The 14,508-nt window shown below is 70.4% G+C and carries 9 protein-coding genes; 3 read left to right on the plus strand and 6 right to left on the minus strand.

What is annotated here, in order from left to right:
* Nucleotides 1-56: 56 nt before the first annotated feature.
* Nucleotides 57-221 carry an ATP-binding protein gene (locus ACGFX9_RS31535; RefSeq protein WP_393480544.1) on the minus strand — a complete coding sequence of 55 codons (165 nt, stop codon included), beginning with the start codon at nucleotides 219-221 and terminating at the stop codon, nucleotides 57-59.
* Nucleotides 222-298: 77 nt separating this feature from the next.
* On the opposite strand from ACGFX9_RS31535, the gene ACGFX9_RS31540 reads away from it, so the two are divergent.
* Nucleotides 299-493 carry a DUF397 domain-containing protein gene (locus ACGFX9_RS31540; protein WP_393480549.1) on the plus strand — a complete coding sequence of 65 codons (195 nt, stop codon included), beginning with the start codon at nucleotides 299-301 and terminating at the stop codon, nucleotides 491-493.
* 1 nt (nucleotide 494) lies between these two features.
* On the opposite strand, the gene ACGFX9_RS31545 is transcribed toward ACGFX9_RS31540, so the two are convergent.
* Nucleotides 495-3,371: a BTAD domain-containing putative transcriptional regulator gene (locus ACGFX9_RS31545; RefSeq protein ID WP_393480552.1), complete on the minus strand. Its 2,877-nt coding sequence runs from the start codon at nucleotides 3,369-3,371 to the stop codon at nucleotides 495-497.
* Between the two features lie 146 nt (nucleotides 3,372-3,517).
* On the opposite strand from ACGFX9_RS31545, the gene ACGFX9_RS31550 reads away from it, so the two are divergent.
* Nucleotides 3,518-3,865 carry a hypothetical protein gene (locus ACGFX9_RS31550; protein WP_393480555.1) on the plus strand — a complete coding sequence of 116 codons (348 nt, stop codon included), beginning with the start codon at nucleotides 3,518-3,520 and terminating at the stop codon, nucleotides 3,863-3,865.
* 144 nt (nucleotides 3,866-4,009) lie between these two features.
* Nucleotides 4,010-4,399: a VOC family protein gene (locus ACGFX9_RS31555; RefSeq protein ID WP_393480558.1), complete on the plus strand. Its 390-nt coding sequence runs from the start codon at nucleotides 4,010-4,012 to the stop codon at nucleotides 4,397-4,399.
* Between the two features lie 26 nt (nucleotides 4,400-4,425).
* Here ACGFX9_RS31555 and ACGFX9_RS31560 read toward each other — a convergent pair whose 3' ends face one another.
* The 4 genes from ACGFX9_RS31560 to acnA form a co-directional block, all read right to left on the minus strand.
* Entirely contained in the window at nucleotides 4,426-6,000 is a 1,575-nt protein-coding gene (locus ACGFX9_RS31560) for an ABC transporter substrate-binding protein (protein ID WP_393480563.1), read from the minus strand.
* Nucleotides 5,997-8,186 (minus strand): ATP-binding protein, encoded by a 2,190-nt coding sequence (locus ACGFX9_RS31565; RefSeq protein WP_393480568.1) that lies wholly within the window; start codon nucleotides 8,184-8,186, stop codon nucleotides 5,997-5,999. Before ACGFX9_RS31565 ends, ACGFX9_RS31560 begins: the two co-directional genes overlap by 4 nt.
* Nucleotides 8,187-8,374: 188 nt before the next feature.
* Nucleotides 8,375-11,569, minus strand: coding sequence for an NACHT domain-containing protein (locus ACGFX9_RS31570; RefSeq protein ID WP_393480573.1), 3,195 nt, complete (start codon nucleotides 11,567-11,569; stop codon nucleotides 8,375-8,377).
* A 114-nt stretch (nucleotides 11,570-11,683) separates the two neighbouring features.
* Nucleotides 11,684-14,398, minus strand: a complete 2,715-nt coding sequence (gene acnA, locus ACGFX9_RS31575; protein WP_393480578.1) for an aconitate hydratase AcnA — start codon at nucleotides 14,396-14,398, stop codon at nucleotides 11,684-11,686.
* Nucleotides 14,399-14,508 lie beyond the last annotated feature (110 nt).

The following is a 14,508-nucleotide window of genomic DNA, read 5'->3' on the forward strand; positions in this document are numbered from 1 at the left end:
AGTTCCGCCGATACGCCGTGATTACGGCGTATCGGCGGAACTCTTTTGCAACTGGCTCACAGGCGCGCGGCAAATTCGCACCACACCACCTTGCCGGGGTCGCGTTCCGCCACCCCCCACTTGTCGGCAAGGGCCACCACGATCAGCAGGCCACGCCCCGACTCCGCGTCACCGTCCTCGCCGACGCCGAGCCGGGGCCATCCGCCGCCACTGTCGTGCACTTCGACGCGGAGTACGTCCGAGCGCGGCGCGCGTGAAGGCGCGGGCGGGACCTGTTGGACCGACTGCTGGGAGAACAATGAGCGGCAGCAACGCGCTTGAGTGGTTCAAGTCCAGCTACAGCAGTGGCGAAGGCGGCGCCTGCCTAGAAGTCGCCGCCCACCCCACCGCCATCCACATCCGCGACTCCAAAAACCCGGACGGCCCCCACTTCACCGTGGCCCCGGACGCCTGGACCGCCTTCCTGTCCCTCTCCCGGGCCGCACGGCGCTGACTCAGCGCACCGCGGTCCCGCCCAGCACCAGCCGCATGGGGTCACGCGTTCCCTCCCCTTCCGCGAAGGCCGCCGCGTAGGCCCGCTCGCCCAGAGCGCGGCGCACGTGGTGCTCGACCTCGATGTGGGCGTCGTGGAGCGGCCGCAGGCCCGTCAGCGCGACGCCCGTCGTCCGCAGGAGCCGAGCCGCCGCCCCCATCAGCCTGGCGGCGCGGCCGTGGTCCCCGGTGGCGGACACGGCCCAGGCCATGGCCTCCACGCCCCACACGGTCCCCCAGCGGTCGCCGATGGCCCACTGCTTGCGCAGGGAGTCACGGAACAGCCCTGCCGCCCGGTGCGGGTCGCCGTGCCGGAGCTCCGCGAGCCCCATGCCCCACAGCGCCCAGGAGTGTGCCCAGCCCGCGCCATGGGCCTCGGCCTCGGTCACGTACTCCCGCCCTGCCGCCAAGGCGGGCTCCCGCTCGCCGAGGAAGGCCGTCGCCATGGCCCAGAGCATCGTCGCCATATGGGCGTCGCCCACTTGGCCACCGGCCCGGAACCCCTCCCTGGCCCGCGCCAGGAGCGGGATGGCCCGTACGTCCTTGTGGATGAGCAAGGCGAAGACGCCGTCCATGTAGGCGAGCACACCCAGTGCCTCGTCGTCCGCGCTGCCCTCGCCGAGCCGCACGGCATCGGCGAGGAACTGCTCGGCGGCCGGCTGGTCCCCCTGGCACAGGCCGATCCAGGCGGCGAGCGTCAGACAGCCGATCCGCAGCGGGGCGGGGGCCTGCGGGGCGAGGTCGAGGGCGCGGGTCAGCCAGTGCCTGCCCTCGCCCAGCGAGCTGCTGAAGAACCAGTACCGCGTACGGGTGAGGCTGGCGGCGATGGCGAGGCCTGCCGTCGCGTCGCCCTTTCCCGTGACGCAGAAGTCCAGGGCCGCCCGTAGGTTCGGCGACTCCAGGCGCAGCCGGGCCAGCCAGGCGACCTCGTCGGGCCCGCACCACCGCGCCGCCGCCCTCGCGGTCATGTCCGCGTAGTACGCGCAGTGGCGCCCGCGCAGCGAGATGTCCCCGCCGCGCTCGCGGAGCCTGTCCTGCCCGTACTGGCGCAGGGTCTCCAGCATGCGATACCTCGCTCGGGGGCCGGTGGTGTCGACGGTGAGCAGCGACTTGTGCGCCAGGGCCGCGAGGACGTCCACGATGTCCTCGCGGGTGGTGTCCTCGCCCGGACACACCGCCTCGGCCGCCGCGAGGTCGAATCCGCCTGCGAACACCGACACCCCGGCCCACAAGCTCCTTTCGCGTTCGTCGCACAGGTCGTGGCTCCAGTCGACGACGCCGCGCAGGGTGCGCTGGTGCCGGGGTCCGGTGCGCGCCCCGCTGCCGGAGAGCAGCCGGAACCGGTCGTCCAGGCGCTCCAGGATCTCCTCGGCGGAGAGCGTGCCGAGGCGCACCGCGGCCAGTTCGATCGCCAGGGGAATGCCGTCGAGGCGACGGCACAGGCGGCCCACCGCTTCCTGGTTGCGTGCGGTGATCCGGAAGTGCGGGGCGCAGGCCGCGGCACGGTCGGCGAGCAGCCGCACCGCCTCACAGCGCGTCAGCGCCGGTGCCGCGCCCCGGTCCTGGGGGACGGCCAGCGGCGGTACGGGCTGCAGATACTCACCCGGGACCCCCAGTCCCTGGCGGCTCGTGGCGAGGACCCGCAGTCCCGGCGCCGAGCGCAGCAGCGTACTGACGAGGTGTCCCGCCGCCTCGGCGACGTGCTCGCAGTTGTCGAGGACCAGCAGCAGCCGCCGCTCCCGCAGGTGCTCGACGAGCACCGCCGTGCCGTCCCGTGAGGACTGGTCGGGGATGCCGAACGCCTCGGCGACCGCACGGTCCAGGAGCTGCGGCTCGGTGAGGGGCGCGAGGTCGGCGAGCCATGCCCCGTGCGGGAACGCCCAGGCGGCCTCGGCTGCCGAGCGCAGGGCGAGGCGTGTCTTGCCGACTCCGCCAGGGCCGGTGAGCGTGACGAGCCGTGCGCTGTCCAGCAGCTTCCGTGTGGTGCGGAGCATGCTCTCGCGGCCGATGAACGTCGTCGTCTCGGCGGGCAGATTCCCCTCGGTCCGTGGGCCGTTCGGTGACGCCGGCGCGGTCAGCGATGGGTCCGCGGTGAGCAACCGCTGGTGCAGTTGCCACAGCTCCGCACCCGGGTCGACGCCCAGCTCGTCGAGCAGCAGCGCGCTGACGGTCCGGTAGCAGTCCAGGGCTTCGCCCTGTCGGCCCGAGCGGTAGAGGGCCAGCATGCGCTGCGCCCAGAAGCGCTCCTGCAGCGGGTGGGCGGCGGTGAGTTCACGCAGCCGCGGCAGCACGTCCGCGTGCCGTCCGAGCTGGAAATCGACGTCGGTGCGGAACTCAAGGGCGCCCAGGCGCCGTTCGTTCAGCGCGGGCGCGACCTCAAGGCGCAGCCGCTCCGACGGAACGTCCGAGAACGGCTCCCCCCGCCACAGTGCCAGCGCCTCGCCGAGGAGCGCCGAAGCCCGCTCCGTCGCCCGCGCCGCCGCGGCGGACCGGGCCCGGGTGACCAGGGCGTCGAACCGGTGCAGGTCCAGGGCCTCTTCGGGCACGTCGATGAGATAGCCGTCCGCGCAGGTGCGGATCGGTCCGCCGGACGGACCGCCCAGGGTGCGGCGCAGCCGCAGGACGTAGTTCTGCAGGGCGTTGCGGGCGCCGTCCGGGGGCTCCTCCCACAGTCTGTCGATCAGGGTGTCGGTGGAGACGACCTTGTTCGCGTCCACCAGGAGCGACGCCAGAAGGGCCCGCTGTTTGGCTGCCCGCATCGCCACGGGCGCGCCGTCGAGCAGCACTTCAAGCGGTCCCAGAAGCCTGTACTCGAACTCCGCGATCCTCACTCCAGTCACACTGCGTCATGATCCCATCACCAGAGGTGAGTGTCGAGTGAGTAGCGCGTGAGCGGCATGAGAGGGCCGCTCGAAAGCATCACCGCAGTGCGGAAAGCGGTGCACATCCGGTGCGGCGCGACGCAGCCTCAACAGGAGATCCACGTATGAACAAGACTCGCCGTATTTCCGGGCTCACCCCCAAGCTCGCGGGCATGGTGGCCGCGACGCTGGCGGTGCTCGCCGTCACGCAGAGCGCGGCGGCGGCGCCGCAGGAACCGGCCGCGGCCGTCAAGGCCCTCAGCTGCAGCACGGACACTGACGGCTACTGGGGCCACGCGCACTGCACGAACAACACGGATGCCGTGACGGCCTTCCGCGTCGTGGTGGTCTGCGGGGGCTGGCCGGACGCCTACGGAGACTGGAAGACCCTGAAGCCGGGTGAGTCCGACGTGTCGAGCGCCCGCTGCCTCGCCGGCTCAGGTGTCGGCAGCGTGCGCTGGGAAGAAGGGTGATCCTCCGGTAACGGGCCACCATCGCCCCGGGAAACACCTCGACAGCGCGATGTCGCCGTGTCTAAGATCCACGGCGACATCGCGTGTCGGTCACCGGCCGGGTGAGGCATGGAGGTGTCGGGAGATGCCTTCTGGAGGCATTCCTTGTCGGTCGAACTGAACCACACGATCATCCACGCCCGGGACAACCGGGAGTCCGCCGAGTTCTTCTCGGACCTTCTGGGCCTCGAAATCGCCTCGGAATGGGGCCCGTTCATCGCGGTGGCCCTGAGCAACGGAGTCACCCTGGACTTCGCCACCGTCCCCGCGGACAAGATCACCCCGCAGCACTACGCGTTCCTGGTCTCCGAGACGGAGTTCGACGCGGCGTACGAGAAGATCAAGGCGCTCGGCGTCGAGCACTGGGCCGATCCGCATCAGAAGCAGCCCGGTGAGATCAACACCAACGACGGCGGTCGCGGCATGTACTTCCTGGATCCGTCGCGGCACGCCATGGAGCTCATCACCGTGCCGTACGGCGGCTTCCCCGCGTAGTCCCCGCGTAGTCGCCTGCCCGGCGCTCACGTCGGGCAGGCCTTCGCCTTGTCCCCCCGGTACGTCCTGTACAGCGGCAGCTTCTCCTTCTCGTCCGAGCGGGACACCGGAGGGAACTCGATGATCGGTACGGGCTTGCAGACCGCCCACTGATCGTTCTCGCCGGGGCCGGTGAAGCCGTAGGTGCCGCCGGCGCCTACGAGGCAGCCGGTGCACGTCCCGCCGCTGATGGTCGAGATAGTGAGCGTGCTGTACACGTCCTTGGTGGAGGGAAGGCGGTTCGCGGGGGTCTTCTTGCCGTCCTCGCTGATCTCGCTGTACGTCCGGTCGACGGCGGACACGAGGAGGGCGAAGCCGTCGTAGTACATGGCCGCGTACCCGTCCGCCAAGGCCTTGGGCCCCAGGTCGTGCTCGTTGTCGATCGTGTCGAAGCGCGCCTGGAACGGGGAGAACCCCGAGGGCGCGCCGCCCGGGTCCTTCGACCAGCCGGGGTCGTAGGCCGAAGCGTCGACGATCGTGGCGTTGGCCCTGCGCAGACTGCGTTCGATGTCGGCGGAGGTGAGCGTCGGCTCCAGGCCGATACCGACCTTGAGAATCCGCAGCTTGCCGCTGCGGGTGCAACCGCCCTCATTGGCAAGGCGGTTGATGAATGCGGGCAGGTCCTGGTCGCGTCCCGCGAAGAAGACGGTGTCCGCCTTGTCCCGGCAGATCCTCGCGACGGCGTCGGCGAAACGCTGCGGGACTCCCTGGTCCTCGCCGGACGAACCGATGTAGTGGGAGTTGTGGTTCTTCAGGTCGTACGTCTTGCCGAAGTGCCGGTCGAAGATCTCGCGCAGATTCTTCGAGTACACGTCTCCCTCACGGCTGTCCCAGAGCAGCAGGCCCTTCTTCTCCTGCGGATAGCGGTCGACGTAGTGGGACAGGGCCTTGACGAACTGTTCGTTGTTGGGTGACGTCTTGAAGAAGTACCGGAAGTTCATGGAGGCGGCCGTGATGACCGGGCCGACCGTGGGAATGCGGCGCTTGGTGAGCTCCGTGACCGCCTCGCGCGTCTCCGTCGTACTGCTCGGGATGCCGGTGACTCCGACCAACGGGGCGTCGGTGTCCCGCGTCATCTCGGCGAGACGGTCGACGACGGGCTCCCACTTGTCGAGGTGTTTGCCGTCGGGGGCGAAGAGCAGTTGGTAGTGCGGCCCGCTGGCGCTGTTCGCCTGCAGCTGTGCCGCGTGGGCGCCCGCGAGGGCGCGCCGGATCATGTCGCCGGTCATCGCGCTGGAGGCGTCCGACGTGAAGGGCATCATCAGGGCGATGCGTACGTAGGGGGTGTGGGACTTGCCGTCCGGCGGGTTCTCCCAGTCCTGCTCGACGCGGGCGTTCTCGTCGGCCACGGCCTTGATGAGGCCCTCGGTCTCCTTGTCCGCGTCGAAGGCCTGGTCGGTGACCCCGATGCACTCCCCCGCTATTTCCTCCAGGCCGTCACCGCACGGGCCGGGGCGCGAGTTGTTCCAGGTGATGACGGAGAGGGCGAGCGCGAGGGCCACCACCGCGGTCACGAGCCATTCGAGAGGGCCCCACTCCTTGGGCGGGTGGTTGAACATCATGACCCCTCACTGGCGGGGACGGGCAGGACCTGCCGCTTGCGGGCGGCCACCGGCCAGTCGCGGGCGGCCCTGCCGAGGGCTGCGTACCAGGTACGGTGACGGCGGGAGAGGAACCCGAGCTCGTCACCGACCGCCTGGCACAGGGTTTCGGCGTCCGGGTCGATCGCCGCGTCGGCATACGGCTCGGACAGATACCACAGGGCGTGCAGGAGCCGGTTGATGCAGCGGCCCGCCTCGTCGAGGTGGGTGTAGCGGGCGGCGTGCTCCCCCAGCGCGATCTCCACCCGGTGGTCGACCCAATTTCCTTCGCTGTACTCGGAGTTCGGGGCCGAACCCGCGCCCCCCGCCGGCGGGGTCGGGGCGGTGGCGCAGTGCCGCAGACAGAGCAGCCAGTGCTCGACGCTCTGTTCCGCCTCCTCCGCACCGAACTCGTCCGCCAGCATCTCCACCACCTGGGCCGCGTTGCCGGTGGCCAGGCTGTGCCGCAGCGCGTCCGCCTCCTCGGTGTCGGCGCGCTGCACGTGGTGCAGATGGAGGTAGCGGTGGATCTGGTGCCAGCTGTACGGGTCGTCCGGCGGCGGGGAGGTGCGGCGTGCCTCGTGGACGAGGAGCGCCTGGAGCAGTCTGCTCTCCACCAACGGGGCGTCGGTGAAGATGAGTTGCTGCCAGTGCCGCTCCACCAGATACTGGGCCGCCGCGTTCGCGGGCAGCTGCTCAGGACCGTCGAGGCGCAGATTCTCGGCGAGCGCCTCCGCCGCGGCGTTGTCCCGCGCCAGGCACAGCACGACGAGCCGGTCACGCTGGCGCCGGTCCGGCAGCAGATCCTCAAGGAGCACCTGGGTGACCGGGCGCCCCTGCGCGGTGGGCAGATCGAGGAGGTCCCTGGGGGCCACCATGCGGTTCTGGCGCGCCGCGTGCACCACGGCTTCGCACAGCACGGTACTGGCCGCCGGGTGTCCCCCGGTCAGTGAGTGGAGGGCCGACGCCAGGTGGGGATGGAGCAGCCGCGAGGACGCCCGGTCGAGCATCGAAAGGACGTCGTCCCTGCCCAACGGGGTGAGCGGCACGACGAGCAGCCCCGCCGATGGGTCGTGCCCGGTGCGCTGCCAGATGGCGGCGGCGTTCTTGCGCCGCGTGCCACCGGCGGCGGGCAGCAGGTCGGCGAGCTCGCGCCGGACCGCCTGCGGTGCCTCCTCCTGCGGTACGTCCCCGAGCCGCGTGGCGACGACGGCGATCCGGTCGCGGTGGGGCCGCGGCGCGGTGGCGCGGTGTTCGAGAAGCAGGTTCAGGAAGCGGTGCCCCGCCGGGGTGTGCGCCTCGTCGAGCAGGATCAGCGGCCACGGCTCACGGTTCAGGTGCCGCAGCAGGCCGTAGGCGGCGGCCACTTCCTCCAGGAACGCGGCCATGAGGATGTTCTCGACGGCGTGCTGATAGTCGCCGCCCCGGTGGAAGCGCCGCCCGAGCTCCAGCAGGGCGTCCGGTTTCGTGGTGGCACCGTCCGGCGTGGTGTGCCGCTGCCCGTACCAGTTCCGGGCCGGAGTGAGGCCGCGCAGGGACTGCAGCTCCCGCAGGATGGCGGCGGTGACGGGCTGCGAGCCGTCGTCGTCCTCCGGTGCGGCTCCGGCGGCCGCCGCTCCCGCGGCCTCGGCGATGGACGCCTCGACGCGCTCCGACCACTGACGCGCCACGTCCCGCTCGCCCCCGGCCATAAGGCCGCAGGCGGTCAGCAGCCGGGCGTGGCGCGCACACACGGCATCCCGCACGTCCACGTCGCCCAGGAACCAGCCGGAGACCGCGAAGAGACCCGGCAGCAGAACGGGGAACAGGCCGAGCTCGGGCGCGAGCGCGCACACGATCCGTTCAAGGACCTGCACGAAGTCGGCGGCGGGCGCCGCGGGCACGCTCCCGGGCAGTGCGGGGACGACGGGTCCGGCGGCGGACGTCCCCGGCGGCACGGCGCGCACATGGGCGAGCGGCAGCCGCTTGTGGTACTTCCGTGCGAGCCCGTCGAGGACCGCGCTGCGCCCGAGCCCGTGCTGCCCGGTGAGCAGGACCACGGGCACATCGTCGCCGAACTCCCTCTTCCTGCGCGCACGTTCGTCGTACGCCAGGCCGGTGAGCGAGGGGATGAGTGAGCCCACCAAAGGGTCGCGACCGTACAGCAGTGGCGCTTGCGGCTTGCCCATCCGACGACATCCTGCTTCCGCTGGGGTCTTCGGCCGCGATCAGGGCGAGTCGCAGCGCTCCCCCGGACACCAGCCGCTGACTACGGCAACAACTCCCTCCAGAACAGTGGAACTTACCCGTGCATCCGGCCTCCCGCCAGCGGAATCGAGGGAGACCCGGTGCACGTCAGAACGTGGGTCTACTCTCTTCAGGGCTGTGGGTAGATCTCAAGGTCGACCAAGTCGGGAAGTTCCGACACGCCACGGATCTCTCCCGGGTACGCGAGCCTCACCCGCCGCAGCCCGGAAAGCCCCTTCAGGGGCGAGAGATCGATGTCGGTGCCCTGGGTGAGGTGGATCTCCTTCAGACCCGGCAGCCGCCGGGCGATGCGCCGCAGCGACACGGGCGCACCCGGCTTGGCATACACATAGAGGTGTGTGACCTGCGAGACCTGCCCCTTGGGGTCGAAGAGCAGCGTACTCAGCTGCTCAGGGGAGACGGTCAGCGTGCGCAGCTCGGTCAGGCCGGCGAGCAGGGTGCCCCACCGGTCCGGCAGCAGCCGCTCGCCCGCGTCGTGCAGGCGCAGCTCCGCGAGCGCCCGGAAGTTGTTGATCTCCGAAAGCTCGACCGTGCCCAACGGCAGCGCTAGAACGCGCAGTTCCTTGAGGCGGGACAGATCGGCGAGACCTCGCCAGGGCACCTGCGGGCCCAGGTGCAGGGCGCCGAGGCTCGGGCAGTCCGCGAGCTTCGCCAGCGGCTCGAACTGCGGGAGGTCTTCCAGTACGAGGGTGTGCAGGCGGGGCAGCCGGGTGAGCGGCGCCGGGTCCCTGAGGTTGCGGCAGCCCTGGAGGGTGAGGCTCTCCAGGGCGGGGAAGCCGCCGAGCAGACCGAGGTCGTCGAGCTGGAGGGCGCCGCGCAGCCGGAGCTCACGCAGGCGCCGCGGGTCGAGCGCCGCCCGTACGGCCTCGGGCGCGAAGTCCCCGTGAATTCCCACGCGTTCACAGCCGGGCATGTCCGCGAGGGCGTCCAGCTCGGTGCGCGAGCGTACGGTGACCGGCTGCGAGGGATCAGCGGTGACGAGCGGCCGGATGATCTCATCGGCGTACACATGGGTGTCGAACCGGTCCCAGTGGCCGAGGAGTTGAGCCCGCACCACGGGCTGACGGGTGTCGAGGAACTCCCTCAGGCGCGGGATGGCGGCGTCGCCGCCGATCTGGCAGATCGCGTGCACGGTCGCCAGTTCCTCGTCGCCCTCCAGGTCCCGTGCCCTGGGCAGCAGGCCGAGCAGCAGCGGCCCGGTGCGTGCGAGGACCCTTGCCTGGCGCAGACTGCGCGGCGGGAGCATCCGGGCCGCCTCGGTCTCGATGGTCAGGCGCACATCGGGGTCGAGGCGCGTGGCCTGCTCCAGCGAGGCGAGGGCGAGCAGTCGCAGCCTGGCCTGGACCGTCGGGTCCTTCTCGCGGTTGCCGCGGTCGCTGAGCCGCAGGAGCAGATCGGCACGTCCTTTGTGATCACTCTGGGCGACGGCCATCTGCACCACGTCCTCCCACTGGTCGACATGTGCGTTCTTCACCAGAATGCCGAAGTCCCGCTCTTCGAGCACCGCCTTGGCCCCGAGATAATCCTGAAAGGTGCGATGGATGAAGTCCACGGCGCCCAGCGCGGGTTCACGCAGCAGTCCCGTACGTTCAAGGAGGTACTGCAGGGCCTCTTCCGGCCCTCCCAGCTCCTGGAGGCTCGGCACCTGGGGCTGGAGCCTGCGCACCATCTCCACGGCGTCCGCGCGCTCGATCTGGGTGCGCTCGTTGCGGATCAGCCAGTACGCGAGGCGCTTGAGGGGTTCGGAGGCGGCTTCCTCGCCGAGCTTGGGGCCCGGCACCCCGCGCTCCGTGTCACGCCGCTCAAGGAGCATGGACAGGGCCGCCTTGTAGAGCGCGGCGCGGCCTTGGGGCAGAGCGCCGCGCCGCTCGGCGTGCAGGGCGCAGATCAGGCTGCACATCAGCGGGTTGGTCGCGACCCTGCTCAACTCCGCGCTGGCGCGCAGGGACTGGATGAGGTTGTCGTCGAGACCTTCGGGCGCCGCCGACGCCGTGTGCCACCGCTGGATGAAACGACGCAGGTCGTCGGGGCGCAGCGCGTTCAGGGTGAATTCGTGGAAGCCCTCGCGCTCCAGCCAGCCGGGGGCGAGCGCGGAGGGGCGGGTGGTGACGAGCCATAGATTGCCGGGGAAGGCGGCGAGTAGCCGCCTCAGCCAGTCCCGGGCGCGGGCACGGTCGGCCTTGGGGATCTCGTCGAGGCCGTCGACGAGCAGCACGCCGCGCCCGTTCTGCAGCAGGCGCGCCGCCCAGCCGTCCGGTTCGGTGCCGGCCAGCGGGCATCCCACCCGGCGCAGGAAGTCGTCGGGCAGCGGCAGTTCGGTGCCCTCGCGGGCGAGGGTGCGCAGCGGCAGGACGAAGGGGACGCGGCCAAGGAGCTGCGGCAGATGGCCGGGCACCGAATCCTGCCGTGCGGTGGTCAGGGCCAGCCACTGCACGAGCGTCGTCTTGCCCGTACCGGCGACGCCCTGGAGCAGGACGCGTCCGTGGCTGGTGAGCACGGTCTCCACGCTCTGTTCGACCTCCGCGGCGCTGCCTTCGCGAGCCGCCTCCGGTTCGTCCTCGACGGCGGCCGTGGCGACGGCCCGCAGGCTCAGATAGGCGCTGTCCAGGGGCCACTCCTGGCCGCCGGGGTCGCGCAGGTCGACGCCGTAGATGGTGAGGCGGCCGTGGCGCTCGACGACGTAGCGCGCGTAGTTCTCCTCGAAGCGGGCGTCCGCCGCCAGCCAGTCGTCCCCCGAGACGCGGCGCAGGATGACGTCCAACTGGTCGCGCTGCTCGCGCAGTTCGCGGAACTCCTCCAGCTGGGCGCGGGCGGCGAAGCCGGGGCGCTGGGTGAAGAACCGTACGAGATGCACACAGGCCGTCTGCAGGAGTACGTCATGGAAGAGCGCCGCGTCGCGGGTGAGCAGCCTGCGTGTATCGGGCCCGGCCTGCCGGGACAGCTCCTTGGCCAGCTTCTCCGGGCCGAGCACGAAGACCTGTACGTCGTCCATGTCGAGCTCGCCGAGCGCGAAGAGTGTACGGGTCAACGCCTGTCCGACGGCGTCGTGTTCGTCGTCCGCGATCGGCCGCTGGTGGGGGCCCGCCGACCGCACCGCGCGGCGCACCAGCTCCCGGGCGAGCCGGTGCATGTCGTCCTTGCTGAGCGTGGGGTGGTCCCCGGCGAAGGACAGCAACCCCTTGATGCGCACGGGCCGTTCGGTGTACTCCGCTCCGGGCGCCTTGGGCGGCGGCAGGAGCAGCCGCTTCAGCAACGGCACCACCACCACGGACGCGACCTTGATGCCCACTGCTCCGGCGTCCACTGCCACCCCCGTCGCCGCTCTGCGAACCCTGGCACGCAAAGCGTAGGGCCCGCACCCCCCTGCCTGGGGGGTACGGGCCCAACTGTGGCGCGCTGACGCCTACTTGCGGCGTGTCTACTTCCGGATGAGCGAGCGCAGTACGTACTGCATGATGCCGCCGTTGCGGTAGTAGTCCGCCTCACCGGGAGTGTCGATGCGGACGACCGCGTCGAACTCGACGCCCGTGTCGGTGGTGACCTTCACGGTGGCCGGGGTGCGGCCCTCGTTGAGCTCGGTCACGCCGGTGAAGGAGAAGGTCTCCTCGCCGGTCAGACCGAGGTTCTCGGCGGACTGGCCCTCCGGGTACTGCAGCGGCAGGACGCCCATGCCGATGAGGTTCGAGCGGTGGATGCGCTCGTACGACTCGGCGATGACGGCCTTCACGCCGAGCAGCGCGGTGCCCTTGGCGGCCCAGTCACGGGACGAGCCCGAGCCGTACTCCTTGCCCGCGAGGATCGCGAGCGGGGTGCCCTGCTCGATGTAGTTGCGCGAGGCGTCGTAGATGAACGACACCGGCGCGTCAGCCTGGGTGAAGTCGCGGGTGAAGCCGCCCTCGGTGCCCGGCGCGATCTGGTTGCGCAGGCGGATGTTGGCGAACGTGCCGCGGATCATGACCTCGTGGTTACCACGGCGCGAGCCGTAGGAGTTGAAGTCACGGCGCTCGACGCCGTGCTCCGTGAGGTACTTGCCGGCCGGGGTGTCGGCCTTGATCGCACCGGCCGGGGAGATGTGGTCGGTGGTGACCGAGTCGCCCAGCTTGGCGAGGACGCGGGCGCCCGTGATGTCGGAGACCGGGGAGGTCTCCATCGTCATGCCCTCGAAGTAAGGGGGCTTGCGCACGTAGGTCGACTGCGGGTCCCACTCGAAGGTGTTGCCGGTCGGGATCGAGAGCGCCTGCCACTGGGCGTCGCCCGCGAAGACGTCCTGGTAGGACTTGTTGAACATGTCCTCGCCGATGGAGTTGGCGACGACGTCGTTCACCTCGGCCTCGGTCGGCCAGATGTCGGCGAGGAAGACGGGCTTGCCCTCCTGGTCCACACCGAGCGCGTCCTTGGTGATGTCGACCTTCATCGAACCGGCGAGGGCGTACGCGACGACCAGCGGCGGGGACGCCAGGTAGTTCATCTTGACGTCGGGGTTGATGCGGCCCTCGAAGTTCCGGTTACCGGAGAGGACGGACGTCACGGCCAGGTCGTGGTCGTTGACGGCCTTCGAGACCTCCTCGGGCAGCGGGCCCGAGTTGCCGATGCAGGTGGTGCAGCCGTAGCCGACGAGGTTGAAGCCGACCTTGTCGAGGTAGGGGGTGAGCCCCGCCTTGTCGAAGTAGTCGGTGACGACCTTGGAGCCGGGCGCGAGGGTGGTCTTGACCCACGGCTTGCGGGTCAGGCCCTTCTCGACGGCCTTCTTCGCGACGAGCGCGGCGGCGACCATCACGTACGGGTTCGAGGTGTTGGTGCAGGAGGTGATCGCGGCGACGGTGACGGCGCCGTGGTCGATCTCGTAGGTCGAACCGTCGGGGGCGGTGACGGTGGTCGGACGCGACGGGACTCCGTTGGCGCTGGCCGGGGCGTCGGAGGCCGGGAAGGACTCCTTGCCCGCCTCGTCGTCGTCCTCGACGTAGTTACGTACGTCGAGCGCGAACTGCTGCGCGGCGTTGGCGAGGACGATGCGGTCCTGCGGACGCTTCGGGCCCGCGATGGAGGGGACGACCGTGGAGAGGTCGAGCTCCAGCTTCTCGGAGAAGTCGGGCTCGGCTGCCGGGTCGAGCCAGAGGCCCTGCTCCTTGGCGTACGCCTCGACGAGCGCGACCTGCTGGGCGTCACGGCCGGTCAGACGGAGGTACTTCAGCGTCTCGTCGTCGATCGGGAAGATCGCGGCGGTGGAGCCGAACTCCGGCGACATGTTGCCGATGGTGGCGCGGTTGGCCAGGGAGGTGGCGGCGACGCCCTCTCCGTAGAACTCGACGAACTTGCCGACGACGCCGTGCTTGCGCAGCATCTCGGTGATCGTGAGGACGAGGTCGGTGGCGGTGGTGCCCGCGGGCAGCTCACCGGTCAGCTTGAAGCCGACGACGCGCGGGATGAGCATGGAGACCGGCTGGCCCAGCATCGCGGCCTCGGCCTCGATGCCGCCGACGCCCCAGCCGAGCACGCCGAGGCCGTTGACCATGGTGGTGTGCGAGTCGGTGCCGACCAGGGTGTCGGGGTAGGCCTGGCCACCCCGGACCATGACCGTACGGGCCAGCTTCTCGATGTTCACCTGGTGGACGATGCCGGTGCCCGGGGGGACGACCTTGAACTCGTCGAAGGCGGTCTGGCCCCAGCGCAGGAACTGGTAGCGCTCCTTGTTGCGGCCGTACTCCAGCTCGACGTTCTGGCCGAAGGCCTCCGCCGTGCCGAACTTGTCGGCGATCACGGAGTGGTCGATGACCAGCTCGGCCGGGGCCAGCGGGTTGATCTTGTCCGCGTCACCGCCGAGCTCCTTGACGGCCTCACGCATCGTGGCGAGGTCCACGACGCAGGGCACGCCGGTGAAGTCCTGCATGATCACGCGCGCCGGCGTGAACTGGATCTCCTGCGCCGGCTGCGCCTGGGAGTCCCAGCCACCGAGCGCGCGGATGTGGTCGGCGGTGATGTTCGCGCCGTCCTCGGTGCGGAGCAGGTTCTCAAGCAGCACCTTCAGGCTGTAAGGGAGGCGCGCGGAGCCCTCGACCTTGTCCAGCTTGAAGATCTCGTACGACTCGTCGCCCACGCGCAGCGTGCTGCGGGCGTCGAAGCTGTTCGCCGACACGACAGTCTCCTTCATATATGTGCGCGTTCCATCACATCCTGCCGCCACGACTTCCTGTCGATCCGCTAAGGTAAGGCTTAGTTAGGTAACCCTTACCGAGTGGCGGCTTG

Origin of the sequence: Streptomyces sp. NPDC048436 (genome assembly GCF_043200355.1) — a bacterium.
Lineage (GTDB): Bacteria > Actinomycetota > Actinomycetes > Streptomycetales > Streptomycetaceae > Streptomyces.

Coding starts and splice junctions, on each gene's coding strand:
- ACGFX9_RS31550 (WP_393480555.1), top strand. CDS start 3,518: ATGAACAAGACTCGCCGTATTTCCGGGCTCACCCCCAAGCTCGCGGGC.
- ACGFX9_RS31560 (WP_393480563.1), bottom strand. CDS start 6,000: ATGATGTTCAACCACCCGCCCAAGGAGTGGGGCCCTCTCGAATGGCTC.
- ACGFX9_RS31565 (WP_393480568.1), bottom strand. CDS start 8,186: ATGGGCAAGCCGCAAGCGCCACTGCTGTACGGTCGCGACCCTTTGGTG.
- ACGFX9_RS31540 (WP_393480549.1), top strand. CDS start 299: ATGAGCGGCAGCAACGCGCTTGAGTGGTTCAAGTCCAGCTACAGCAGT.